The organism is Streptomyces sp. NBC_00683, assembly GCF_036226745.1.
Taxonomy (GTDB): domain Bacteria; phylum Actinomycetota; class Actinomycetes; order Streptomycetales; family Streptomycetaceae; genus Streptomyces.
In genome coordinates, this window is record NZ_CP109013.1 from 6,164,410 (window position 1) to 6,188,913 (window position 24,504).

Sequence of the window (24,504 nt, forward strand, 5' to 3'; positions counted from 1 at the left end):
GTGGTCGGCTCCCTACGCGGCGGCGGTGGCGGACGCGCTGACGGTCTCCGCGACGGCGCCGGGCAGCCAGTCGGAGACGGCTGAGAAGGTGAAGCCCAGTCGTTTCGCACGGGTGTTGCTCATCGCGTAGTGGCGGTCGGTGGAGAACGGCGAAGCCGTCCCGCCCGCCGGGGCGGTCCGGTGGACGGGCTCCCGGCCGGTCTGCGCGGCGACGACCGCAGCCAGTTCACGCACGCCGAGCAGGCCGTCGGAGCAGGCGTTGACCGGACCCGTGAAGTCGGCGGCGGTGGTCGCCCACAGCAGCAGGTCCGCCAGCTCCCGGTAGTGGATGAACACCGTCGGCTGCGCGTTCGCGTGCACAGCGATCTCTTCGCCCCGGCGGACCCGCTCGGTGTAGTGCGCCAGCCGCCCGGTGAACTCCCGCACACCGCCCCCGAGTACATGGGCGCTGCGCACAGAGGCGAACGCGAAGCCGCCGTCCCGGGAGAGGACGGCCTCCGCCTGGCGCTTGCCCTCGGCGTAGTGCGCCTCCAGGTACGCCTCGTCCTGCCAGGGCAGGTCCATGTCCACCAGCCAGGCGCTCGGGTCCACGTTCTCCTCCGGCACCGGGGTTCCCGCCGGCACGGCCGGCAGCGCGGCGGTCGCCGGGTCGTAGACCTCGATCGTGGACGTCATCACGTAGCGACGGGTGCGGCCGGCGAAGACCCGGGCGGCGATCGCGGCCTGCACCGGGGTGTAGCAGACCTGATCGACGACCGCGTCGAAGGTGCGCGAGCCGAGCGCGGCGCCGAGAGCGGCCTCGTCGTCGCGGTCGACGACGAGGTGCTCGACGCCGACGGGCGGCCGGGTGGAGCCGCGATTGATCACAGTGACCTGATGGCCGGCCGCGTGCGCGCCCTCGACCAGGAGCTTTCCGAAGTACCGGCTTCCACCGATGACGCAGATCCTTTGCATGCCCCCATCCTGGAGACCTATCGTCATCAGCAGAAGTGCTGACTTGCTGGCGACGCGTTAAGGAAAACTGTTGATCGATGTGCAGCGGCTCCGCGTCCTGCGTGCGGTGGCGGACCACGGCAGCTTCAGCAGGGCAGCCGCGGCGCTCCGCCTCACCCCTTCCGCCGTCTCCCAGCACGTGGCGGCGTTGGAGCGCAGCCTCGGTGCCCAGGTCGTGACGCGCAGCACGCGCGGGGTGACCCTCACTCGGGCCGGCCAGATCATGGTCGGGGCGGCCGAGTCCGTCGCAGCCGAGCTCGAACAGGCGAAACAGAAGGTCGAGCGGCTCAGTACCGGCTGCGTACAGCTCACCGTCGCCACCTTCACCAGCGGCGGCAGACATCTGCTGCCCGGCGCTCTCCACCGGCTCATGGCAACCAGTCCGAGCACCCGGCTCCACGTCAGGGAGGGCGAGCCCGAGAACACCTTGCCCCTGGTCCGCCAGGGCGCCGTCGACCTCGCGCTCGCCTACCACTTCGACGGCCCGCTGCCCGTGGGGCCGGGTACGGGTTCCAGCCTGCACTGGACCCCGATCCTGGAGGATCCCCTGCACGTCGTCATGCCGGAGGGGCATCGTCTCGCGGGCCGCCGGTCGCTCGCCATCGCCGAGCTGGCAGCGGAGCCCTGGGTGCTCGGCTGCCTCAAGACCGAGGCGTACCTGCGCCGTTACGCCGAGCGTGCAGGCTTCGAACCGGAGGTGCGCGGCACCACCACGGACTACTTCTTCGCCCGGTCGCTCGTCGCCGCGGGAATGGGGATCTCCCTCATCCCCTCCATCGCGCTCGTCCCGACGGTTCCGGGTCTGCACGCCGTCCCGATCGAGCCGCCGGCTCCGGCCCGGCGCATCGGCGTCGCCACGATCGGCCGCCGCAGCGACCACCCACACGTCGCCACGTTCATCGAGGCGCTCCGTGAGCAGGTGAGGCATCACCAGGGCACCGATGAGTCGCGCCGACGGCCTGTAACGTAGGGATCTTCGGTCGGTGCGACCTTCCGGAGTCACGAAGGCGACAGCCCATGACCCACACCGACCGGACACCGGCCCGACTCCGCCTCGATGCCGCGCTGCACGGCCTCGCCGGAACCTTCCGGGGGATGACGGCCGCCCCGGACGAGGACAACTGCGAGTGCCACTGGGGCAGCGCCGAAGACCTTGCCCTGCTCAAGACACCGGACGTGGTACTCGACCCGGACCTGCTGCGGCGCACGTGGCAGGCGATCGACTGGCGCGATCACGGCGCTGTCCTGCGCCGCATCCTGCCTCAGTTCGCGGCAGCTCTCGTCGGTGGCCAGGTGGAGCCGATCTTCGACATGGGGGACGTCGGGCAGTCCTTCGGGCGCGGCAGGTGGCAGCGATGGCCTGCGGATCAGGCCGCTGCCGTCCGGGAGTTCCTGCACGCATGGTGGGCCGACAGCCTCACGGCGCCCGACACCGTCGTTCCGGCGCACGACGTCTTCGCCCTGTGCGCCGAGGCCTCGGGCACGGTGACTCCCTGGCTGGCCGTATGGGACAGGGAGAACCGTCCCACGGCGGACCGGCGGCTGGTGGAAGCCGTGGATCAGTGGGAGTTCGACCTGCTGGGAGGCAAACTCCCCTGGTACGCCTGGGATCACGACGAGAAGAGGATCGTTGAGCTGAGCGACTGGCTGGCCGACCGTGCCCCCGCACGTCTCAGCTCGCAGGGCGCTCCTGAGGAGATGCACCACTGGGTGCGGTTGCTCGGGCTTCACGGGCCCGCCCGCTGGGAGGACCCGCACTGGCCGGGGTACACCTACTGATCCGCGGCCGGTGAACGGGCGGTTCCGTACGGGAGAGGCCCCGGCATCGGCCCGGGATGGGCCGGCGGGGAAGCGATGCCGGGGCCTCTCCACGGTGTGACCGGCCCGGCCGGCCGGGCGCGTGGGGTCCCGGCGCACCGGGCCCCCCGGCCGACCGGGCCGGAGTCGGGATGAATTTAACAGCCTCGCAATATCTTGCGAAAGTCCTTGCAGGAAGAAATCTCCGAGATTTCGCGGATGTGAGCGGGATGTAATCGCTCCGTGTCCAGGGGGTTGACCGGGCCAGGTCAGGCTCGTACCGTCTGCTCGCACGCAGGTTTTGCATTCTTGCTGCAAGAACCTTCATGAGCCTTTAGGGCACGGCGCGTTGCCATGTGAGGCTGCTCCGCCATCCCCGCATTTCCCCCACCGCAGGAGGAAAGACATGGCACGCAGACCACTGTCTGCCACGCTCGCCCTGGTCACGGGTGCTGCCGTTCTCGTCATCCCCACCGGGCTCGGCACCGCAGGTACGGCCCAGGCCGCGCCGCCCGGCGACAAGGACGTCACCGCAGTGATGTTCGAGTGGAAGTTCGACTCCGTGGCCAAGGCCTGCACGGACAGCCTCGGTCCGGCCGGCTACGGCTTCGTCCAGGTCTCGCCGCCCCAGGAGCACATCCAGGGCGCCCAGTGGTGGACCTCGTACCAGCCCGTCAGCTACAAGATCGCCGGCCGGCTCGGCGACCGTACGGCCTTCGCCAACATGGTCAGCACCTGTCACGGCGCGGGCGTCAAGGTCATCGCCGACTCCGTCATCAACCACATGTCGGCCGGTTCGGGCACCGGCACGGGCGGTTCCTCCTACAGCAAGTACGACTACCCGGGCACCTACTCGGCCGGCGACATGAACGACTGCCTGTCGCAGATCAGCAACTACGGCGACCGGGGCAACGTCCAGAACTGCGAACTGGTCGGTCTGGCCGACCTGGACACCGGCGAGGACTACGTGCGCGGCCGGATCGCGACGTACCTCAACGACCTGCTCTCCCTCGGCGTCGACGGCTTCCGCATCGACGCCGCCAAGCACATACCCGCCGGCGACCTCTCCAACATCAAGTCCCGGCTGAGCAACACGGGCGTGTACTGGAAGCACGAGGCGATCTACGGAGCGGGCGAGGCCGTGTCGCCCTCCGAGTACCTCGGCAGCGGTGACGTCCAGGAGTTCCGCTACGGCCGCAGCCTCAAGCAGGTCTTCAACAACGAGAACCTCGCCAACCTGAAGAACTTCGGCGAGGGCTGGGGCTTCATGGAGTCCGGCAAGTCCGCCGTCTTCGTCGACAACCACGACACGGAGCGCGGCGGCGACACCCTGAACTACAAGGACGGCGCCAACTACACCCTGGCGAGCGTCTTCATGCTGGCCTACCCCTACGGCTCCCCGGACGTCCACTCCGGCTACGAGTGGTCCGACAAGGACGCCGGTCCGCCCAACGGCGGCCAGGTGAACGCCTGCTACAGCGACGGCTGGAAGTGCCAGCACGCCTGGCGCGAGATCTCCTCCATGGTCGGCTTCCGCAACGCCGCCCGCGGCCAGGCCGTCTCCAACTGGTGGGACAACGGCGGCGACCAGATCGCCTTCGGGCGCGGCGCCAAGGCGTACGTCGCGATCAACCACGAGGGCTCCGCGCTGAGCCGTACGTTCCAGACCTCGCTGCCCGCCGGTGACTACTGCGACGTCCAGTCCGGCAAGGGCGTCACCGTCAACGGCTCGGGGCAGTTCACCGCCACCCTCGGCTCCAACACGGCGATCGCGCTGCACGTCAACGCCCGTACGTGTGCCGGTGGCGGCACGACCGACCCGGACCCCGGTACCGGCCAGTCCGGCGCCTCCTTCGGCGTCAACGCCACCACCCAGCTCGGCCAGAACATCTACGTCACCGGCAGCCAGGCCGCCCTCGGCAGCTGGGCCCCGGGAAGCGCCCTCAAGCTCGACCCGGCGACGTACCCCGTCTGGAAGCTCGACGTCAGCCTGCCCGCCGGCACGGCGTTCGAGTACAAGTACCTCCGCAAGGACGCGAGCGGCAACGTCACCTGGGAGAGCGGCGCGAACCGCACCGCCACCGTGCCGGCCTCCGGCAAGGTCACGCTGACCGCCGACGTCTGGCGCGGCTGACCGCACCGCTCGGCGGGCCGGGGACGCGCGGCGGTGCGTCCCCGGCCCGCAACAGCTCCACCACGACCCACCCCTGAAAGTCGAGGAGAACCCGCCCGTGTCCCGAACCACCCTCCGGCGGGGGGCCGTTGCCGCACTGTGCGCGGCGCTGCTGCCCGTCGTACCGGCGGCCACCGCAGCCGCCTCACCCAGACCTCCGGCCCCGCCCTCGGACGCCGCGCTCGCCAAGGAGCCGGCCAGGCACGACCTGACCCGTGAGCAGTTCTACTTCGTGATGCCCGACCGGTTCGCCAACGGCGACACCTCCAACGACCGCGGCGGGCTGACCGGCTCGCGGCTGGAGACCGGCTACGACCCCACGGACAAGGGCTTCTACCAGGGCGGCGACCTCAAGGGCCTCGCCGACAGGCTCGACTACATCAAGGGCCTCGGCACCACCGCCATCTGGCTCGCCCCGATCTTCAAGAACCGCCCCGTCCAGGGCACCGGCGACAACGCCTCGGCCGGCTACCACGGCTACTGGATCACCGACTTCACCCAGGTCGACCCGCACTTCGGCACCAATGCCGACCTGACGAAGCTGATCGACAAGGCCCACGGCAAGGGCATCAAGGTCTTCTTCGACGTCATCACCAACCACACCGCCGACACCGTCGACTACGCCGAGAAGAAGTACGGCTACAAGCCCAAGGGCGCCTTCCCGTACCTCGACAAGGACGGCCGCCCCTTCGACGACACCCAAGGCGTCGCGAAGACCGACGAGGACTCCTTCCCGTACACGCCGGCGAACACCGGCAAGAAGGTCCCGTCCTGGCTCAACGACACCACGATGTACCACAACCGGGGCGATTCGACCTACGCGGGCGAGTCCACCGAGCACGGCGACTTCTCCGGCCTCGACGACCTGTGGACCGAGCGTCCCGAGGTCGTGTCCGGCATGGAGAAGATCTACGAGAAGTGGGTCCGCGACTTCGACATCGACGGCTTCCGCATCGACACCGTCAAGCACGTCGACCTCGACTTCTGGACCCAGTGGGCCACCGCCCTCGACGACTACGCGGCCGAGCACGGCCGCGACGACTTCTTCATGTTCGGCGAGGTCTACTCCGCCGACACCGCCATCACCTCGCCCTACGTCACCCGCGGCCGGCTCGACTCGACGCTCGACTTCCCCTTCCAGGAAGCCGCCCGCCAGTACGCCTCCCAGGGTGCTCCCGCCTCGAAGCTCGCCGCGGTCTACGGCGACGACTACCGCTACACCACGGACAAGGCCAACGCCTACGAGCAGGTGACGTTCCTCGGCAACCACGACATGGGCCGGATCGGCACCTTCCTGAAGCAGGACAACCCGAAGGCCTCCGACGCCGAACTCCTCGACCGTGCGCGCCTGGCCAACGAGCTGATGTTCCTCGGCCGCGGCAACCCGGTGATCTACTACGGCGACGAGCAGGGCTTCACCGGAGCGGGCGGCGACAAGGACGCCCGCCAGACGCTCTTCGCCTCGAAGACCGCCGACTACCTCGACGACGACCAGCTGGGCACCGACCGCACCCACGCCTCCGACGCGTACGACACCCGGCACCCGCTCTACCGGTCCATAGCGGCACTCTCCGAGCTCACCCGGGAACACCCGGCGCTGCGTGACGGGACCCAGACCGAGCGGTACGCCGAAGGCTCCGTGTACGCCTTCTCGCGTACCGACGCCAAGCGGCCGTACGAGTACGTCGTCGCCACCAACAACGGCACCGGGGCGAAGACCGTCGAGCTCGCCACCGGGTCGGCCGGCATGAACTTCCGTACGCTGTACGGCGGTTCCGGAACGGTCCGCAGCGGCGCCGACAAGACGATCAGCGTCACGGTGCCCGCGCTCTCCAGCATCGTGCTCCGCGCCGACAAGCCGCTGGGCGCCCCGGCCACCAAGCCCTCACTCACCCTGAAGGCCCCCGCCGCCGGAGCCACCGGCACCGTGGAGATCACCGCCGACGTGGACGGCGGTCAGCTCGACCGGGTCGTGTTCGCCGCACAGACCGGCAACGGGAAGTGGCGCACCCTCGGCTCCGCCGACCACGCCCCGTACAAGGTCACCCAGCACCTGGACGACTCGGTCAAGGCCGGGACCCCGCTGCGCTACAAGGCCGTGGTCATCGACCGCGCCGGCCGCACCGCGAGCGCCCTCGCCTCGACGACCGCCGGACAGGCCCCGCCCGCTCCCAAGCCGGTCGCCGTCGAGCGCGACCACGCCGTCGTCCACTACAAGCGCGCGGACGGCGACTACGAGGGATGGCAGCTGAAGTCCGGCGACGTGAGTGCCGACTTCATCGGGCGCGACGCCTACGGCGCCTTCGCCTGGATCGACCTCGCCGAAGGCAGCACGTCGGTCCCGTACACGGTCGAGAAGGCCGGCACCGCCGACGGACCCGAGCGCACCGTCGACCTCGCGAAGACCGGCCAGGTCTGGGTCGAGCAGGGCAAGGACGGACAGGCCACCGAGGCACCCGACGGAGCCAACCCGCCGCAGGACACCTCCAAGGCCGTCCTGCACTACCACCGCGCCGACGGCAACTACGACGGCTGGGGCCTGCACACCTGGACCGGGGCCGCCGCGCCCACGGACTGGGCCAAGCCCCTGCTGCCCGTGAAGACCGACGCCTACGGCGCCACCTACGAGGTGCCGCTCACCGACGGTGCCACCTCGCTCAGCTACATCCTCCACAAGGGCGACGAGAAGGACCTCCCGAGCGACCAGTCCCTGGACATCGCCTCGTACGGACACGAGGTCTGGATGCTCGGCGGGAAGCCCGGCTACCTGCTGCCCCAGACCGGTGGCGCGCCCACTCCCGACCTCACCAAGGCCGAGGCCCAGTGGATCGACGCCGGCACCGTCGTCTGGAAGGTGAAGGCAACCGACGCCACCAGCCAGCAGCTCGTGTACGCGAAGAACGGCGGGATCTCCGTCGTCGACGGCGCCCTGAGCGACGAGGGCCAGTGGCTGCGGCTCAACGCCACCGAGCTCACCGACGCGCAGAAGGCGAAGTACCCGCACCTCAAGGACTACCCGGCCTTCACCGTCGACGTCCGTGACCGGGACAGGGTCCGGGAGTCGCTGCGCGGCCAGCTCGTCGCCACCCAGCGCGCCGCCAACGGTGCCCTGCTCGCCGCCACCGGGGTGCAGACCGCCGGAATCCTGGACGGCCTGTACGGGAACGCCGCGAGCGGCGCCGACCTCGGCCCGGTGTTCCGCAAGGGCAGTCCCACGCTCTCCGTCTGGGCGCCCACCGCAGTCAAGGTCTCGCTCGAACTCGACGGCAAGAGCGTCCCGATGCGGCGCGACGACCGCACCGGCGTCTGGTCGGTCACCGGGAACAGGAGCTGGAACGGCAAGCCCTACCGCTACACCGTGGACGTCTGGGCGCCCACCGTCCAGAAAATGGTCACCAACAAGGTCACCGACCCCTACTCCACCGCCCTGACCGCCGACTCCGCCCGCAGCCTCGTCGTCGACCTCGACGACCCGAAGCTGGCCCCGAGCGGCTGGTCCGGCCTGAGGAAGCCCGCGGCCGCCCCGCTGCGCGACGCCCAGATCCAGGAGCTGCACATCCGCGACTTCTCGATCGCGGACGGGACGTCGAAGCACCCCGGCGAGTACCTGGCCTTCACCGACACCCGCTCCGACGGGATGAAGCACCTCAAGGAACTCGCGGACTCCGGCACCGGCTACGTCCACCTGCTGCCCGCCTTCGACATCGGGACCATCCCGGAGAAGAAGTCCGACCAGGACAAGCCCGCCTGCGACCTGTCCGTGTACGCCCCCGACTCCGAGGAGCAGCAGGCCTGCGTCGCGAAGGCAGCCGCCAAGGACGGCTTCAACTGGGGCTACGACCCGCTGCACTACACGGTCCCCGAGGGCAGTTACGCCTCCGACCCCGACGGTACGAAGCGCACCGTCGAGTTCCGGCAGATGGTGCAGGGTCTCAACGGCGCCGGACTGCGGACCGTCATGGACGTCGTCTACAACCACACCGTCGCCTCCGGCCAGGACGACAAGTCCGTACTCGACCGGATCGTGCCCGGCTACTACCAGCGGCTCCTGGAGGACGGCACCGTCGCCACCTCGACGTGCTGCGCCAACACCGCGCCCGAGAACACGATGATGGGCAAGCTCGTCGTCGACTCGATCGTCACGTGGGCCAAGGAGTACAAGGTCGACGGCTTCCGCTTCGACCTGATGGGACACCACCCGAAGGCCAACATCCTCGCGGTCCGCAAGGCACTCGACGAGCTGACCGTCGCCGAGGACGGCGTCGACGGGAAGAAGATCATCCTGTACGGGGAGGGCTGGAACTTCGGCGAGATCGCCGATGACGCCCGCTTCGTCCAGGCCACGCAGAAGAACATGGCCGGCACCGGCATCGCCACCTTCTCCGACCGGGCCCGCGACGCCGTTCGCGGCGGCGGCCCCTTCGACGCGGACCCCCGCGTCCAGGGCTTCGCCTCCGGCCTCTACACCGACCCCAACACCTCACCCGCCAACGGCACCGAGGCCGAACAGAAGGCCCGGCTGCTCCACTACCAGGACCTGATCAAGGTCGGCCTGACCGGCAACCTCGCCGACTACACCTTCACCGACACCCAGGGCCGCACGGTCAAGGGCTCGGCCGTCGACTACAACGGCGCCCCCGCCGGATACGCGGCGGTGCCCGGCGACGCGCTCGCCTACGCCGACGCCCACGACAACGAGTCGCTGTACGACGCCCTCGCCTTCAAGCTCCCCGCGGACACCCCGGCCGCCGACCGGGCCCGCATGCAGGTCCTGGCGATGGCGACCGCGGCACTCTCGCAGGGCCCCTCGCTGTCCCAGGCCGGCTCCGACCTGCTGCGCTCCAAGTCGCTCGACCGCAACTCCTACGACAGCGGCGACTGGTTCAACGCGCTGCACTGGGACTGCCGCAAGGGCAACGGCTTCGGCCGCGGACTGCCGCCCGCCGCCGACAACAAGGACAAGTGGTCCTACGGGAAGCCGCTGCTGACCGCCCCCGCGCTCACCCCCGGGTGCGCGCAGATCACCGGCGCCTCCGCCGCGTACCAGGACCTGCTCACCATCCGCACCACCGAGAAGGAGTTCGACCTCGCCACCACCGCACAGGTGCAGGACACCCTGTCCTTCCCGCTCTCCGGTACGGACGAGACACCCGGGGTGATCACGATGCGCCTGGGCAAGCTGGTCGTCGTCATGAACGCCACGCCGGGTACGCAGAGCCAGGCCGTCCCCGAGCTGGCCGGCAAGGCGTACGCCCTGCACCCCGTCCAGGCGGCGGGCGCGGACGATGCGGTCAAGAAGTCCTCGTACGAAGGGAAGTCGGGCAGCTTCACCGTCCCGGGACGCACGGTCGCCGTGTTCTCCCTGCGCTGACGCCCCCGTTCCCCCGGCCGGTCTCCGGCTCCGCGCCCTCCATCGGCGCGGAGCCGGGGCCGGCCGGGCCCGTTTCCGGGGGACTCCCTTGTGCGGGCGGCGCGATCACGCGAAGCTGAAGGCGTACACGTGCATGCACGCTGTACACGTATACGTACTCGCACCGCACCCGCAACCAGGAGCGCTTGATGCCGCAGATCACCGTCGACTACTCCGCCGAGCTCGACGACAGCTTCGACCGCCGCGGCTTCGCGCTGGCCCTGCACCCGCTCGTCGCCGAGACCGTGTCCACCAAGGTCCCCGCCTGCAAGACCCGGTTCCGCCGGGCCGAGGACTCCGTCGTCGGCGACGCCGCGACGGGGGACACCATCGTGAACGTCTCGATCGCGATGCTGCCCGGCCGCACCCCCGAGATCAAGGCGCAGCTGACGGAAGCCGTTCTGGAGCTGCTGGCCGGACACCTGAAGCCCGTCGACGGCCTCACCGTCCACGCCTCGGCCGAGGTCCGGGACCTGGACGCGTCCTACCGCAAGGGTTAGGGCCTAGGGCAGCCGCTGCGGCGGGACGGCGGGTGCGGCGGGCGCCAGGACGGAGAGACGCGTCAGCAGATCTCCGAAGGGGCCGTCCGCCGGCTCCTGCGCGAAGACCCGCAGCACGATGCCCGCCATCTCCTGGTCGTACGCGGCGCTCACCGCGGCCAGCGCCGCGAAGTCGTGCACCAGCTGCAACTCGAGTTCGGCACGCGGAATGCGCCGACCGTCCAGCCAGAGCAGGGCCGTCGACTCGGCCAGCGACACCCAGGAGCGCACCACGAGCTCCAGCCGGGCGGGCGGGGCCGAGACGTCGAGGTGGGCGATGATCTGCTCGTACGCCGCCTGCCGCACCCCGTCGATCAGGACGTCGGCGGTCGACGACCCGCCTGCCGGACCGCCCCGCATCAGAGCGGCGAAGCCAGGCCCGTGCTCCTCGACGAAGTCGAAGAACCGGCCCATCACCCGCAGCAGCCTTGCCCCCAGAGGCCCTTCGCGCGCCTCCAGGAAACGGCCGGCCAACTCGTCGGCGGCACGCCCCAGCGCCGCCTCGTACAGGCTCTGCTTCCCCGGGAAGTAGTGGTAGACGAGCGGACGCGAGATACCGGCCGCGGCCGCGATCTCGTCGATCGACACGTCGTCGGGGGAGCGGTGGCTGAACAACTCCAGCGCGACGCCGATCAACTGCTGCCTGCGCTCGTCGACGCCCATCCTGCGCCGCACACCGGTCGTCATACCCCCAGCCTAACGGGGCCGGACCACGCCTGTTCAGTGCAGGGCCCTCACCCGGCTGCCGTCCGCCAACAGCCCGTCGAGCCGCGCCCGGTCGCCCGCCCGGGCCCGCACGGCCAGCAGACGCCCGTCCGCCCGGGCCCTGACCCCGCCCGTCGCGGACAGGGACGCGAACTGCCGGGAACCGGCCGCGAGTACGTACCAGCGCCCGCCGTCCGACTTCCACAGCACGCCCGCGAGAACCTGCGGTCTGCGCACCCCGCAGTCGGGGGAGTCCTCGGAGAGCGCCGCGACCGCGCCCGGCGCACCGGCGCCGCCCGAAAGCCCGGGCGGCGCCTGGAACTGGGCCAGCACCCTGCTGCCCGTGCCCCGCCAGGTCTCCGCCCGGGTGCAGAGCCACAGGGCGGCCCCCTCGCCCTCGGGCAGCGGCTGTCTCGCGTACGGCCAGGAGTTCACCGACCGGACCCCGCGCGAACGCACGGCCGGCAGCAGGCAGGCGGTGCGCGCCCAGCTCTCCCGTTCGGAACGGCCCGACACATCGTGCGGGGCGGACGGCGCACCCGAGGTGAGGCGGACCGGTGTCAGCTCGCCGAGATCCGTCAACAGCCGGACCGCTGTGCCCTCCCGCACCTCCAGGGTGTCCCAGGAGTGGCAGCCGACCGAGGCCGCGGGGCCGGTCAGCGCGGCCGTCACCCCGTGCCGGTCACGGCGCAGCGGCCGCGCCGCGCCGTGCGGCGCGAGCAGGTCCCGTACGGCGGCCCCACGCACCCAGGGCGCCGTCAGATAGCGGATCCTGCCCTTGCGGCGCTGTACGAGGAGGGCGCCCGCGGTCACCGGGTCGGCGCCGTCCACCCGGGCGAAGTCGAGCGCGGCGCCCCCGGCCGGATCGGCGTTGCGCGGCTCGGCGTAGCGCACGATCCGCAGCCCGTCGTGGAACAGCACGACCGCCGCCGCGTCGACCTCGCCCGCGTACAGGAGTTGCGGTGGGCCCATGGGCGGGCCGACGGGAGTCCCGGGCGTCGCCGACGAGGCCACCGCACGGCCCGGCCGCGCCCAGGTGGCGAGGGCGCGGCCCAGCAGCCGGGTGTCATCGGTCCGGTCGCCCCGGGTGGGCCAGGCCGTGAAGTCCCTGCGGGCCGAGCTCCGCCAGAACCCGGCGGGAACCCGCCGCAACGCGGCCGGGTCCAGAGCCTGTTCGGCGGCGGCGTTACGGGAGTAGGGCGGCGCGGAGGCGGAGCCGGGGCCCAGGCCGTCGCCCGGCATCAGCAGCAGCGTCCCGCACACCAGCAGCGCGCCGAGCCCGGCCGCGACGGCCCGCCCGCGGCGTCGGCGGCGCAGCAGATCCGTCGGCCGTGCCTGCAGGGAACACGGGTCGAACTCGGGCGAGGCGAGCAGGGCGTGGGACACCGTGAGCGCGTCCGCCTCCAGCAGGGCGGCCGGGGGGTCGGCCACCCCCGCCGCATCGAGGACCCGGCACACCTCCGCGTCCGCGAGCCCTTCGAGGCCGCGCAGCACATGGGCGGCCCGGCAGGGCCCCGAGACCTCGGCCAGGGACTGTTCCAGGGCCAGTTCCTCCGCACCGCAGGAGTGCGGGAAGAGCCGCAGCCCCCACACCTGCGGCAGCAGGGGCGGCAGCTGCACGCGCCGGGGCCTGGCGAACCGCCGCAGCGGCTGTCCCGCCTCCAGCGCGGAGCGCACCACCCGCAGCCGCAGATAGGCGTAACCGCGCTCGGCCGAGGCGGCTCCGGCGGCATGGCGCGGCCTAGGGAGGGCCGCCTCCGGCGGCGCGCTGCGCGACCGGGGCAGGGAGCGCTGGGCGAGCCAGTGTGCCGTCAGTACCCGGCGGTTGCGCCCGAAAGAGGGCGGCAGCACGAGATATCCGATCCGGACCAGCCGGGCGTAGTGCTCGACGAGTGCGGCCTCGGCCCGGTCCGTATCGGCCTGTTCCGCGCAGGGGCGGCCGGCGGACGACGGTACTGCTCGTAGTGGGGGCACGTTCAGCAGAACGAGCGAATGGTGCGATGGTCACTCCGGTACGCCCGGGGGCGCACGCCCCGGCCGTCGCAGCCTGTTGAGCCCCGGACCGCAATCCGTAGTTCCGCCGCACCGGGAGGGGACACCGGGGCACGATGGCCGGATGGTGAAGCAGCTTGAGTGGCGACGAGGACGAGGACGAGGCCCCCGGGCCGCAGCGGCCGTACTTGCGGGGCTTGCCCTGCTTGCCGCCTGCGGCGGGGGAGCGGACGGCGACGACAAGCCCGCCGTGCCGCCGACCGCGACCGGGACGCTGGAGCAGCTGGCGACGAAGGCGAGCTGCGAGCCGAATCTGCAGACCGACGCCCAGGAGATCCGGCAGGCCAACTGCACCACCGGCGACGGGCGTTATGTGCTGGCCACCTTCGCCACCGACCGCGGCCAGCGGGAGTGGATCAACGAGGCCAACGATTACGGCGGTTCGTACCTGGTCGGCCGCAGGTGGGTCGCGGTCGGTGACGCGGAGGTGGTCGCAGCACTGCGCGGCCGGCTCGGGGGGACTGTGGAGACCGCCTCGCCTCACCACTCGGGGAGCAGTGGCAATGGGGGGAGCGAGGGCGGGCACTCCGGTCACCACGGGAGCTGACCGCGCAGGAACGGGGGAAGGTGCCGCTGTGTGGGGGGAACGGGGGCGTCAGGGCCGCGTCAGCGGCACTTGCGCCCGCCGTTGACGCAGCTCACCACCTTCTTCATCAGCTGGTCGTCGAACACGTTGATGAAGTCACCGTGATCGGTGACGGGCTTGTGCAGCTGCTCCGGGAAGGAGTCGACTGCGAAGCCGGGGCCCGGCGGCACGTCGTACACGATGCGCTGCACCAGCTGCGGAATGGCCCGGAAGCCGTTCGGGCAGCGCCCGTTGTCCTGGGCGAACGCCACATGGGTGCGGTGATTCGCACTGTCGGTGTTCTGGCCGTCCCAGCAGCTCTGGAAGGCGAAGGAACGCACCACCTGACTGCCTTCCGGGCAGATCGGATACTTGTCCTTGAGCTGCCTGTCCTCGAATCCGGTGCAGCTCCAGGACGCGTTGGCGTTGGCGTCGCCGTTGACGAATGCCTTGGCGTCACCGGTGATGATCCGCAGGAAGCGCGGCATTGCCGTGACCTTCCCGGCCGGGGAACCGACGAATTTCAGCGTGACCTGCGACGGAGTCTGAATCTCTCCGATGTTCTGGTCCTTGCCGCCGCCGTCGGCGCCCACGTCGTTCTCGTCCTGTCCGTTCTGCAGGCGCAGGACCGGCCAGTAGTACGTGGATTTGTCGCCCTGATTGCGGCAGGTCGATTCACCGCCGGCCAGATCGTCATCGCTGGAGAAGGCATCCGTGGCCTGATTTCCGACGTAATCGTGCATGTGGTGAGCACCGTTGCTCACTCCGGGTGCGGCAATGACGTTGTCAGGGTTGAATTTGCCGTTCTCGTTTCGGCCGCAGTCCGTGGTGAACGTACCGCGGGAGGCGCCCCGGCGGAGTCGGGGCCTGTCGACATTCGGCTGGATGGACTGGATGTCGACAAAGTCGGAGGCCTCGGGGCCATTTCCTTGCTGGCCGCCGTCCCCGCCCTGGTCGTCACCGCCGTCCTGGCCGCCGTCCTGGCCCTGGTCGGCCCCTTGATCGGCTCCCTGGTCGTCGCCGCCCTGGTCCTGACCGCCGTCCTGGCCGCCGTCCTGACCCTGGTCCGCACCGTCCCCGCCCCCCTGACCGTCACCCTGGCCGCCGCCCTGGTTGTCGTCGTCATCGGCGCGCAGACTGCAGGGTGCGAGGCCGTTCAGGCCCTGTGGCCGCTGCGCCGCGTTGCGTTCGATGGCGATGCCGATCCGGTCGAGACTGGCTGCGCGCTTGTTCTTCAGCGGGCTGAGCACCGCATTTTCGGCAAGGTTCGGGTCCTGTGCGATCTGCTCCTTCCGGTCGGCGAATTGCCGGTAGGCGTCGGTGATCTGTGTATCCATTGCCGCCAGTTCGCGGTCGACCTCGGGGCGTGCCTGTTCGGGCACGTCGGGGAGGGCGATTCCCGCGTCGGGGCAGTCGATGGTGGACATCTGCCGGCCGGCGTTCCGGGTGCGGTCGGGGGGAGAGCCCCACGACCCTTCTCCCGCGCTTGCGTAGACATTGACGGCGACCAACCCACCTCCGCCCAGAATCAGAGCGACCGAAGCGACAATCGCCCGGTTGGCGAGTGTCGAACGTTTCTTGCGCGATGTGCGTCCCATGGAACTCCTCTGCTTCGAGGGAGAAGCGTGACGTCCCATACGGGCCGGGCGCCCGGCCCGTTCAGAACGCTGTGGAATTCGTGGGATTCTCCATGCCCAAAACGGCCCGATCGCCCGGAACGGTCAATGCTCAAGTCTCAGGCGAAGGCGGCCAATCGGTCATCCACCGGTGCTCCCGTCATCCGGTTGGCCAGCGTCGACATCGTGTAGGTGCCGATGCCGAGAACCACTTCCAGGGCGTTGCGGGGTGTGTGTCCCAGCGACAGGAAGTCCTGCAGCGCTTCCTCACTCACCGCGCCCGCTGTCGCCAGGACGGCGAGAGTGAACCGGCGTACGCCCTCCAGTCGTTCGTCCGGCAGGGTCTGCGGATCGGTGGCGCGCAGGGCCGCGATGAGTTCCGGGGTGGCGCCGAGCGATGTCAGCCTCGCCGTGTGCATGGCCACGCAGATGTGACACGCGTTGCGGGTGGCCATCGTCATGACGACGACCTCGCGCGCCAGTGGGTCCAGGGTGCTCGCCTCGAAGGTCGCACTGGCCTGGAGGAAGCCGTTGAGCAGCTCCGGTGAGGTGGCGAGCCGGGCGACGGCGGACGGGAGGTGGCCGCCCTGCTTCTTCGTCACGGCCTCCATGGTGCGCCGGGCGGCGGGGGGTGCGGAGTGGAGGGTGTGGTCGGGGAACGCGGGTACGGGCATGGCGGTCCTCTCGCGGTAAACTCGACAACGTGATTGACGAAAAGGTAAACCAAGTTGTCGAAGTGTGCAATGGCTGAGCCGGAGGAGGGGAGGGCCGGAGCCGGATTCGAGCTGCCGATACTGCTGTTCGCCGGATTCCGTTCGATCATCGACGAGTTGCACCACGAGCTGGCCGCGCACGGCCACCCGGACGTACGTCCCGCCTACGGCTTCGCACTCCAGGCCGTCGGTTCCGACGGGGCGAGCGCCAGCGAGATCGGCCGTCGGCTGGGGGTCTCCAAACAGGCCGCGGGCAAGACCGTCGAGAAGCTGGAGGGCTTCGGTTACGTGGAGCGGGTCGACGATCCCGAGGACGGCAGGCGCAAGCTGGTCAGGCTCACCGCCCGCGGCGTCGACATGCTGGCCAGGTCCGCCGAGGGCTTCGACCGGATCCGCGCCGAGTGGGTCAGGGCGCTGGGGGTCGAGCGCGTGCGGGCGCTGGAGGCCGACCTGCGCATGATGGCCCCCGCGAACGCGTTCCGGCTGGACGCGGAGAGGTGGTTCGCGGGCTGAGCAGCCGAAGGCCGGTCAGTCCGCGCGATCGGCGCGCGCGGACGCGGGGCGGGTCAGCCCCGGTCCAGATAGGCGAGCACCGCAAGCACCCGGCGGTTGTCGTCGTCCGACGGGGGCAGGCCGAGTTTTCCGAAGATGTTCGAGGTGTGCTTGGCCACCGCCCGCTCCGTGATCACCATCTGTCCCGCGATCGCCGCGTTCGAGCGGCCCTGCGCCATCAGTTCCATGACCTCGCGCTCCCGGGGGGTGAGCCCGCCGATCGGCTTGTCCTGGGACCGTCGCGACAGCAGCTGCGAGATCACCTGCGGATCCATCGCCGTGCCGCCCGCAGCCACCCGGCGGACCGCGTCGATGAACTGGTCCGCGTCGAAGACCCGGTCCTTCAGCAGGTAGCCGATGCCGCCGTTGCCGTCGGCCAGCAACTCCCGTGCGTACAGCTGCTCCACGTGCTGCGACAGCACCAGGACCGGCAGGCCCGGCCGGCTGCGGCGGGCGGCCAGCGCGCACTGCAGGCCCTCGTCCGTGTGCGACGGCGGGAGCCGGACGTCGACGACGGCGACGTCCGGCTCCAACTCGGCCAGGGCCCTGGTCAGTTCGGGCCCGGTCTCCACGGCTGCCGCGACCTCGAAGTCGTAGGCCTCGAGCATGCGCACCAGGCCGTCGCGGAGCAGGAAGAGATCTTCGGCTAGGACAACGCGCAAGGGATCTCCATGGTCACCATGGTGGGACCGCCCGCAGGGCTGCTGACGGCCAGTACGCCGTCGAATGTACCCAGTCGGCGTTCGATTCCGCTCAGTCCCGAGCCGGTTCCGATCGCCGCGCCGCCCCTGCCGCTGTCCGTGACGGAGATCCGCAGCATTCCCTCGGCGTGGTGCACGTCCACCCAGATGCGTTCGGCGCCCGAGTGCTTCACCGCGTTGGTGAGGGCCTCGCTGACCGCGAAGTACGCGGCCGACTCGACGGGTGCCTCGGCCCGCCCCGCGAGCTCCACGTTCACCTCGGACTCGACGGGCAGCCGCAGGGCCAGGGCCTTCACCGCGTCCCCGAGCCCGCGCTCGGCGAGGACCGGCGGGTGGATGCCCCGTACGAGGTCGCGCAGCTCCGTGAGGGCCTCCGCGGAGGACGCGCGGGCCATCGCCAGCAGCTTCTTCGCCTGCGCCGGGTCCTTCTCGACGAGCGCCTCGATGGTGCCCAGGTTCATGCCCATGGCGACCAGCCGGGCCTGTGCCCCGTCGTGCAGGTCCCGCTCGATGCGCCGCAGTTCGGACGCAGCCGTGTCCACGGCCTCGTGCCGGGTCTCGGTGAGCCGGTCGATCCGCTGCGCCATCTCCTGCTCGTGGGTGGGCGCCAGCACCGACCGGGCGAGTGCGAAGTGCAGGCGCAGCAGGGGCCGGCTCGCCCACAGCCCTACATGGAAGACCGCGATGCCGAGCGCCGCGGCCGCCAGCCCCGTCGCCTGGCTGCTGACCGGCACGAATCCGTACCAGTACGTGCTGTCCTCGAACACCCGCCACAGGCCCGCCGCCAGGACGATGCCCTCCACCGGGTAGACCATCAGCGCGAAGGACACGGCCAGCAGCACATAGCCGGCTGTCATGTCGACCAGCAGCCACCGCAGGTCCCGCCAGGTCGCCGGGTCCTTCAGCATCAGCACGGTGCGCTCCACCTGCCCGGTGATACCGGTGCGCAGGTCCGGCGGGAACCGCCGGTAGGGAACCGGGATGCGGACATCGCACCAGCTCACCGCGAGGAGCCGGCGCTGGTTGGCGTGCCTGCGCACCAGGTGCAGCACATACGGGGTGGTGATCAGCCCGATGCCCAGCAGGACGAAGGCGATGGAGAGCACCGACAGCACGAAGAGCGTGATCGACCCCGCCGTCGCTGCGAACCCCAGGACGAACGACCGCCCGGCCGCCAGCATCGAGCCCCTGATCCGGCTCCGTGACGCATACATCCTGCTCTCCCCTCGCCGGGGCCCGGTCGGATCCCGTTCGCACAACAGTCTCGCCCGCATCCCCCGAGGACCGTCAGCCGTTCCACCACCCGGGCAGGGTGTACCCAGCACCACCCTCACGGCCTGGTGCTACGACTCCCGGAGAGGGGGCTCCGGCGGCTGGGGCGCCGGCCCTTCGGTTCCTAGATTCGGATGCATCCTGTCCGACGTTACTTCTGGGGGCGAAACCGCATGAGGCGCAACCTCGCGGCAAGCATCGGTGTGTGGAGCGCACACCACCGTAAGACGGCCGTTCTCGGCTGGTTGCTCTTCGTCGTGCTCGCCACCGGCATCGGCGGCGCGTCCGGCATGGTCGAGATGTCAGAGTCGGAGAACGGTGCCGGCGACTCCGCCCGGGCCGAGCGGATCCTCGACGACGCGGGCCTCGGCCACCCCGCCGGGGAGCTGGTCATGGTGTCCGCGGCCCGTGCCGGCGACTGGCGCACAGCGGCCGGTGAGATCACCGCGGCCCTGGGCGGCACCGGAGAGGTCCGGAACCTCGCGGCTCCGGTCCCCTCGAAGGACGGGAAGGACGCGCTGATCACCTTCGAGATGAGGGGCGACGCGGCGACCTCCGCCGACCGGGTGCAGCCGGTACTGGACGCGGTGTCCGGTGTCCGTGAGCGCCACAACGATGTCGAGATCCACCAGTTCGGCGAGGCCAGTGCGGGGAAGTGGCTCGGCGACCTGCTCTCCGAGGACTTCCGCAGGGCCGAATTCACCGCCGTACCACTGGCGTTGGGCATCCTGCTGGTCGCCTTCGGGGCCGTGGTGGCAGCCCTGCTCCCGGTCGGCCTCGCGCTGACCGCCTGCATGGCCGCGTTCGGACTGCTGTCGCTCGCCAGCCACCAGCTGCACCTCTTCCAGACCACGTACTCCGTGATGTTCCTGATGGGCTTCGCCGTCGGCGTCGACTACTGCCTCTTCTACCTGCGGCGCGAACGCGACGAGCGGGCCGCAGGGCGCGACGCCGAGACCGCGCTGCGTATCGCTGCCGCCACCAGCGGCCGGGCCGTCCTCGTCTCCGGGCTCACCGTGATGGTCGCGATGGCCGGCATGTTCCTGTCCGGTCTGCTGCTGTTCAAGGGCTTCGCGCTCGCCACGATCATCGTCGTGTTCATCGCGATGCTGGGCTCCGTGACCGTGCTGCCCGCGCTGCTGTCCTGGCTGGGCGACCGGATCGACGCAGGGCGCGTACCGCTCCTGAACGGGCGCGGCAAGCGGGGCGCGAAGGCGAGCGGCGGCATCGCGGGCAGGGTGCTGAGGCCGGTCCTGGCCGCGCCGAAGGTCTTCGCCGTGGCGGCGGTCCTCGTCCTGCTCGCCCTGGCCGCGCCCGCACTCGGAATGAAGACCGAACAGCTCGGCCTGGAGAAGCAGTTCGGCTCCGACTCACAGCTGGCGATCGACTACGAGCGCATCTCCGACAGCTTCCCGGGCGGCCCCGCCCCCGCCCTCGTCGTCGTCAGGGCCGACGACATCGGTGCACCCGAGGTCCGTACGGCACTCGCGTCCTTCGACCGGGTGACCGTTCACGCGGCGCAGAACGTCGCCGAGATCGAGGTCCCGCTGCCCGGCGGCAAGGACGACCTGGCCGAACTGCGTGACCGGCGGGTGCCGGACGCCTTCGACGGGACGGGCGCCGAGGCCTACGTCACCGGTGAGGTGGCCTCGTCCGCCGACTTCAACGACCAGCTGAAGCGCGGCATCGTCCCGGTCTTCGCCTTCATCACAGCCGTCACCTTCCTCCTGATGCTCTTCTGCTTCCGCAGCTACGTCATCGCGGTGACGTCCATCCTGCTCAACCTGCTCTCCGTCGCCGCCGCCTACGGGGTCATGACCGCCGTCTTCCAACACGGCTGGGGCGCCGAGCTGATCGGCTCGGAGGGTGTCGGCGCGATCGAGTCCTGGATGCCGCTGTTCGTCCTGGTGGTCCTGTTCGGCCTCTCGATGGACTACCACGTGTTCGTCGTCTCGCGGATCCGCGAAGCCCGTGACAGCGGACTGGACACCCGCTCCGCGATCGACATGGGCATCCGGCGCACCGCAGGAGCGGTGACGGGCGCCGCGGCGATCATGGTGGCCGTCTTCGCCGTCTTCGGGACCCTGTCCATGCAGGACATGCAGCAGATGGGCGTCGGCCTCGCCGTCGCGGTGCTGCTGGACGCCACGGTCGTACGGATGGTCCTGCTGCCCTCGGTCATGCTGCTGCTGGGCGAGCGGAACTGGCGGGTCCCGCGAGGACTCTCCCGGCTGCCGGGCCTGGAGCACAGTGAGCCTGCCGAACCCGCCGCCGGCCAGGTGACGGCGGGAGCACACGGCTGACCCCGCTCCAGGAGGAAGGGAAGGAGGCCCCGGAAACCGGGGCCTCCTTCCTGCCCGTCAGGGGGCGTACTTGTAGCCCACGCGCCGGACGGTCTGGATCGAACGGCGGTGCTCGGCACCCAGCTTGCGGCGCAGCCGGGCGACATGGACATCGACGGTCCGCCCGTCGCCCACGTGTCCGTAACCCCAGACCGTCGTCACGAGCTGATCGCGGGTGTGCACCCGGTGCGGATGCGCCACCAGATGCGCCAGCAGCTCGAACTCGAGGTACGTGAGGTCGAGGGTGACCCCGTCCACGGCCGCGGTGCGCCGGGTGGAGTCGATCCGGACGGGCCCGCCCGCCGGAGCCTCGGAGACCGGCTCCGGCACGAACTGCCGCTGCTGGGAGGAGGCGACGGCCCCGGCGAGCGCCGGCTGCTGGTCCGCGGGGACGAGCACCAGGTAGCCGATCATCGGCGGCCGGCCGGGCAGTGCCGGAAGCGTGTGCTGCGGAGCGGGCAGCCAGGTGGCGCCCGGCGGCAGGAAACCGGCGACGTCGGCGAGCTCCACGACCTCGTCACGGTCGACGGCACGCAGCCGGTGGCGGTTGGGGGAGAGAGTGTTGCGGGCGGTGGTGGTGGCCGCAGCGGACACCGCGGAGGCCGCGGTGGCAGCCGATGCGGTGGAGAGGGTACGGGCGTTCGCCATGAGGGTCAGCTCTTTCGCGCGAGGAGTCGTCTGGGGACGTACGTCGTGCGCGCGGGCCGAAGACCGGGGTGAGCGGCTTTAGAGGGCCTGCGCGTTCCACGCGCGGCAACACACCCGGTCGAAGTCATGATGCTGACGAGAGGGCCAGAACGGCTCGAGGTCGCTGCGACCCGACGAGGTGTACTGGAAGCTGGCCATGCCCCCATTGAAGCAGAGATTTCGGCTGTGTAGCAGAGCCCTCTCACCCGTCGATACGATCCCGCCGAGTTACCTTCCTCACCTGCGACTTCTGTCCCGGTGGTTCCTCAGCCCACGAGGCGCTTACGCCAGTCCTCGACGGGCACCAGGATCGACGAGTCCGGTGAACCGTCCCACTCCACCGGGAGCCCTGCCTCGCGCAGGGAATCGGCGACCTCACGGCCCACCGCCGCGGTGGTCCGCGCCGAGCCGTCGAACCCCCCGTAGTACAGCGAGAGTCCATGGCCCTCGGCGACGGCATCCGTGCACTGGTGATGGAAGAAGACGAAACCGCGGGCGTCCTCACTCCCTTCCGAGTGGATCTCACCCGTCCCGCAGGAGCGGCAACAGGTGAAGTTCTCCCGTGCGGTGATCCCGCGACCGTCCAGCGCGGCGAAGGCGCGCTCGACGCGGTCCGCGCCGGTCACATCCGTCCACCCCGCCTGTTCCTCCACCCGCTCCAGCCACAGCCGCTCCACGAGCTTGCGCGCCTGCGCCGGGCTGACCGGCCGGACACCGTCCTTGACCAGGTAGTCCTCGGCCGTCTCGGTCAGCGACTTGACGGTGCCGTATCCGCCGCGCAGCGACAGCCGGATCCGCTCCTCCAGTTGCGCGCGTATCTCCGGGGCGGGCTCGGGCACCTCTTCCTCCGGAGGCATACCGGCGCTCTCCCAGCCGATCCCGGCATCCCAGTCCGGTTCCCGGCGCGCCCACCGGGCCATCACCCCGGCAACCTGGTCCGGCGATCCGAGATCCACCACGACATGACTCGCGGCGTTCCCGGCGCGGCACTCCAGCCGGTAGCTCCCGCCCTCCTCGTGCCACATCTGCACGAAGAAGCCCGGAAGGTCGGGAACACGCTGCACCACCAGGAAACGGTCACGCTCCCCGCCGATCCGGTGCACCAGGGCGCTCAGGGCCTGTTCGGTGACGCGCAGGTGCCTCTGCTGGTTCTCGGTCTCCACCGCGATGTCGAGCATGGGCGGAACTCTGGCACACCGCACCGACAGCGAGGGCGCCCACCGCAGTCGGTGGGCGCCCTCGCCGGTGGAACGATGCCGTGCGGATCAGACCTGGTCGGCCTTCTCCAGCGCGGTGCAGCAGGTGTCGACGATCAGCCGCGTGACGACGTACGGGTCGACGTTGGCGTTCGGACGACGGTCCTCGATGTAGCCCTTCTGGTCCTGCTCGACCTGCCACGGGATGCGCACCGAGGCGCCGCGGTTGGAGACGCCGTAGCTGTACTCGTTCCACGGGGCGGTCTCGTGCAGACCCGTCAGACGGTCGTCGATGCCCGCGCCGTAGTTCTTGACGTGGTCCATCGGCTTGGAGCCCTCACCGAGCGACTCGGCGGCGGTGATGATCGCCTCGTAGCCCTCGCGCATCGCCTTCGTGGAGAAGTTGGTGTGCGCGCCCGCGCCGTTCCAGTCGCCCTTGACCGGCTTCGGGTCGAGGGTGGCGGAGACGTTGAAGTCCTCGGCGGTGCGGTACAGCAGCCAGCGGGCGATCCACAGGTGGTCGGAGACCTCCAGCGGGGAGACCGGACCGACCTGGAACTCCCACTGGCCCGGCATGACCTCGGCGTTGATGCCGGAGATCGCGAGGCCCGCCTTCAGGCAGTTGTCGAGGTGCTTCTCGACGATGTCGCGGCCGAAGATCTCGTCCGAGCCGACACCGCAGTAGTAGCCGCCCTGGGCCGCCGGGAAACCGCCCTCGGGGAAGCCGAGCGGACGGTGACCGTCGAAGAACGTGTACTCCTGCTCGATGCCGAAGATCGGCTCCTGGCCCGCGAACTGCTCGGCGACCGGGCGCAGCTCGGCGCGGGTGTTCGACTCGTGCGGCGTCATGTCGATGTTGAAGACCTCGCACAGGACGAGTACGTCGTCACCGCCGCGGATCGGGTCCGGACACGAGAAGACCGGCTTCAGCACCCGGTCGGAGGCGTGCCCCTCGGCCTGGTTGGTGCTCGAACCGTCGAAGCCCCAGATGGGCAGCTCCGCGCCATCGGTCATGATCTTCGTCTTGGAACGAAGCTTGGCGGTCGGCTCGGTGCCGTCGATCCAGATGTACTCAGCCTTGAACGTCACGGACGCCATCCTTTGCGGGTGCTGCGGTCTATGGTGCGCAGCTTGGCAAGGTGCGATTTCCCGTCCGTTGCCCGAATGTGAACCACGTGTTACCGAGGTTTC

At 70.4% G+C, this 24,504-nt stretch carries 18 protein-coding genes; 8 read left to right on the forward strand and 10 right to left on the reverse strand.

Features of this window, described 5'->3' with window-relative positions; all coding sequences use genetic code 11:
• Nucleotides 1-12: 12 nt before the first annotated feature.
• Nucleotides 13-954 (reverse strand): reductase, encoded by a 942-nt coding sequence (locus tag OG257_RS27510; RefSeq protein ID WP_329211765.1) that lies wholly within the window; start codon nucleotides 952-954, stop codon nucleotides 13-15.
• Nucleotides 955-1,024: 70 nt separating this feature from the next.
• Here OG257_RS27510 and OG257_RS27515 point away from each other — a divergent pair, with 70 nt between their 5' ends.
• The 5 genes from OG257_RS27515 to OG257_RS27535 all read left to right on the forward strand — a co-directional run bounded on the left by OG257_RS27515 (nucleotide 1,025) and on the right by OG257_RS27535 (nucleotide 10,873).
• Nucleotides 1,025-1,963, forward strand: coding sequence for a LysR family transcriptional regulator (locus OG257_RS27515; RefSeq protein ID WP_329211767.1), 939 nt, complete (start codon nucleotides 1,025-1,027; stop codon nucleotides 1,961-1,963).
• Between the two features lie 47 nt (nucleotides 1,964-2,010).
• The gene (locus OG257_RS27520) at nucleotides 2,011-2,772 is read left to right on the forward strand and encodes a hypothetical protein (protein ID WP_329211769.1); all 762 of its coding nucleotides are present in this window, start codon (nucleotides 2,011-2,013) and stop codon (nucleotides 2,770-2,772) included.
• 424 nt (nucleotides 2,773-3,196) lie between these two features.
• Nucleotides 3,197-4,924, forward strand: coding sequence for a carbohydrate-binding module family 20 domain-containing protein (locus OG257_RS27525; RefSeq protein WP_329211771.1), 1,728 nt, complete (start codon nucleotides 3,197-3,199; stop codon nucleotides 4,922-4,924).
• A 97-nt stretch (nucleotides 4,925-5,021) separates the two neighbouring features.
• Nucleotides 5,022-10,334, forward strand: a complete 5,313-nt coding sequence (gene pulA, locus OG257_RS27530; protein WP_329211773.1) for a pullulanase-type alpha-1,6-glucosidase — start codon at nucleotides 5,022-5,024, stop codon at nucleotides 10,332-10,334.
• Between the two features lie 188 nt (nucleotides 10,335-10,522).
• Nucleotides 10,523-10,873, forward strand: a complete 351-nt coding sequence (locus OG257_RS27535; RefSeq protein ID WP_329211775.1) for a 5-carboxymethyl-2-hydroxymuconate Delta-isomerase — start codon at nucleotides 10,523-10,525, stop codon at nucleotides 10,871-10,873.
• A gap of 3 nt (nucleotides 10,874-10,876) precedes the next feature.
• Here the strand turns inward: OG257_RS27535 and OG257_RS27540 are convergent, their stop codons facing one another.
• Both OG257_RS27540 and OG257_RS27545 read right to left on the reverse strand, forming a co-directional pair.
• Nucleotides 10,877-11,599, reverse strand: a complete 723-nt coding sequence (locus OG257_RS27540; RefSeq protein WP_329211777.1) for a TetR/AcrR family transcriptional regulator — start codon at nucleotides 11,597-11,599, stop codon at nucleotides 10,877-10,879.
• 33 nt (nucleotides 11,600-11,632) lie between these two features.
• Nucleotides 11,633-13,591, reverse strand: coding sequence for a hypothetical protein (locus OG257_RS27545; RefSeq protein ID WP_329211778.1), 1,959 nt, complete (start codon nucleotides 13,589-13,591; stop codon nucleotides 11,633-11,635).
• Nucleotides 13,592-13,733: 142 nt separating this feature from the next.
• On the opposite strand from OG257_RS27545, the gene OG257_RS27550 reads away from it, so the two are divergent.
• Nucleotides 13,734-14,216, forward strand: coding sequence for a hypothetical protein (locus OG257_RS27550; protein WP_329211780.1), 483 nt, complete (start codon nucleotides 13,734-13,736; stop codon nucleotides 14,214-14,216).
• 59 nt (nucleotides 14,217-14,275) lie between these two features.
• Here OG257_RS27550 and OG257_RS27555 read toward each other — a convergent pair whose 3' ends face one another.
• Together OG257_RS27555 and OG257_RS27560 are read right to left on the reverse strand one after the other, a co-directional pair.
• Complete coding sequence (locus OG257_RS27555) at nucleotides 14,276-15,832, reverse strand: DUF1996 domain-containing protein (protein ID WP_329211782.1); 1,557 nt, start codon at nucleotides 15,830-15,832, stop codon at nucleotides 14,276-14,278.
• A 137-nt stretch (nucleotides 15,833-15,969) separates the two neighbouring features.
• Nucleotides 15,970-16,524 carry a carboxymuconolactone decarboxylase family protein gene (locus tag OG257_RS27560; RefSeq protein ID WP_329211783.1) on the reverse strand — a complete coding sequence of 185 codons (555 nt, stop codon included), beginning with the start codon at nucleotides 16,522-16,524 and terminating at the stop codon, nucleotides 15,970-15,972.
• A gap of 69 nt (nucleotides 16,525-16,593) precedes the next feature.
• Here OG257_RS27560 and OG257_RS27565 point away from each other — a divergent pair, with 69 nt between their 5' ends.
• The gene (locus tag OG257_RS27565; protein ID WP_329211785.1) at nucleotides 16,594-17,076 is read left to right on the forward strand and encodes a MarR family winged helix-turn-helix transcriptional regulator; all 483 of its coding nucleotides are present in this window, start codon (nucleotides 16,594-16,596) and stop codon (nucleotides 17,074-17,076) included.
• 53 nt (nucleotides 17,077-17,129) lie between these two features.
• On the opposite strand, the gene OG257_RS27570 is transcribed toward OG257_RS27565, so the two are convergent.
• The gene (locus OG257_RS27570) at nucleotides 17,130-17,777 is read right to left on the reverse strand and encodes a response regulator transcription factor (RefSeq protein WP_329211787.1); all 648 of its coding nucleotides are present in this window, start codon (nucleotides 17,775-17,777) and stop codon (nucleotides 17,130-17,132) included.
• Nucleotides 17,762-19,030: a sensor histidine kinase gene (locus OG257_RS27575; RefSeq protein WP_329211789.1), complete on the reverse strand. Its 1,269-nt coding sequence runs from the start codon at nucleotides 19,028-19,030 to the stop codon at nucleotides 17,762-17,764. The genes OG257_RS27570 and OG257_RS27575 overlap by 16 nt, the downstream gene beginning before the upstream one ends.
• A 231-nt stretch (nucleotides 19,031-19,261) precedes the next feature.
• Between OG257_RS27575 and OG257_RS27580 the strand changes: the two genes are divergently transcribed.
• The gene (locus tag OG257_RS27580) at nucleotides 19,262-21,391 is read left to right on the forward strand and encodes an MMPL family transporter (protein ID WP_329211791.1); all 2,130 of its coding nucleotides are present in this window, start codon (nucleotides 19,262-19,264) and stop codon (nucleotides 21,389-21,391) included.
• A 57-nt stretch (nucleotides 21,392-21,448) separates the two neighbouring features.
• Here the strand turns inward: OG257_RS27580 and OG257_RS27585 are convergent, their stop codons facing one another.
• The 3 genes from OG257_RS27585 to glnII all read right to left on the reverse strand — a co-directional run bounded on the left by OG257_RS27585 (nucleotide 21,449) and on the right by glnII (nucleotide 24,402).
• Complete coding sequence (locus OG257_RS27585; protein ID WP_329211792.1) at nucleotides 21,449-22,078, reverse strand: winged helix-turn-helix domain-containing protein; 630 nt, start codon at nucleotides 22,076-22,078, stop codon at nucleotides 21,449-21,451.
• A 305-nt stretch (nucleotides 22,079-22,383) separates the two neighbouring features.
• The gene (locus OG257_RS27595) at nucleotides 22,384-23,295 is read right to left on the reverse strand and encodes a DUF6891 domain-containing protein (RefSeq protein ID WP_329211794.1); all 912 of its coding nucleotides are present in this window, start codon (nucleotides 23,293-23,295) and stop codon (nucleotides 22,384-22,386) included.
• 87 nt (nucleotides 23,296-23,382) lie between these two features.
• A complete protein-coding gene (gene glnII, locus OG257_RS27600; RefSeq protein ID WP_329211796.1) occupies nucleotides 23,383-24,402 on the reverse strand; it encodes a glutamine synthetase in 1,020 nt (339 codons plus the stop codon).
• Between the last annotated feature and the right edge of the window lie 102 nt (nucleotides 24,403-24,504).

Coding starts and splice junctions, on each gene's coding strand:
- OG257_RS27510 (WP_329211765.1), bottom strand. CDS start 954: ATGCAAAGGATCTGCGTCATCGGTGGAAGCCGGTACTTCGGAAAGCTC.
- OG257_RS27520 (WP_329211769.1), top strand. CDS start 2,011: ATGACCCACACCGACCGGACACCGGCCCGACTCCGCCTCGATGCCGCG.
- OG257_RS27525 (WP_329211771.1), top strand. CDS start 3,197: ATGGCACGCAGACCACTGTCTGCCACGCTCGCCCTGGTCACGGGTGCT.
- OG257_RS27535 (WP_329211775.1), top strand. CDS start 10,523: ATGCCGCAGATCACCGTCGACTACTCCGCCGAGCTCGACGACAGCTTC.
- OG257_RS27540 (WP_329211777.1), bottom strand. CDS start 11,599: ATGACGACCGGTGTGCGGCGCAGGATGGGCGTCGACGAGCGCAGGCAG.
- OG257_RS27550 (WP_329211780.1), top strand. CDS start 13,734: ATGGTGAAGCAGCTTGAGTGGCGACGAGGACGAGGACGAGGCCCCCGG.
- OG257_RS27555 (WP_329211782.1), bottom strand. CDS start 15,832: ATGGGACGCACATCGCGCAAGAAACGTTCGACACTCGCCAACCGGGCG.
- OG257_RS27560 (WP_329211783.1), bottom strand. CDS start 16,524: ATGCCCGTACCCGCGTTCCCCGACCACACCCTCCACTCCGCACCCCCC.
- OG257_RS27565 (WP_329211785.1), top strand. CDS start 16,594: ATGGCTGAGCCGGAGGAGGGGAGGGCCGGAGCCGGATTCGAGCTGCCG.
- OG257_RS27575 (WP_329211789.1), bottom strand. CDS start 19,030: ATGTATGCGTCACGGAGCCGGATCAGGGGCTCGATGCTGGCGGCCGGG.
- OG257_RS27580 (WP_329211791.1), top strand. CDS start 19,262: ATGAGGCGCAACCTCGCGGCAAGCATCGGTGTGTGGAGCGCACACCAC.
- OG257_RS27585 (WP_329211792.1), bottom strand. CDS start 22,078: ATGGCGAACGCCCGTACCCTCTCCACCGCATCGGCTGCCACCGCGGCC.
- OG257_RS27595 (WP_329211794.1), bottom strand. CDS start 23,295: ATGCTCGACATCGCGGTGGAGACCGAGAACCAGCAGAGGCACCTGCGC.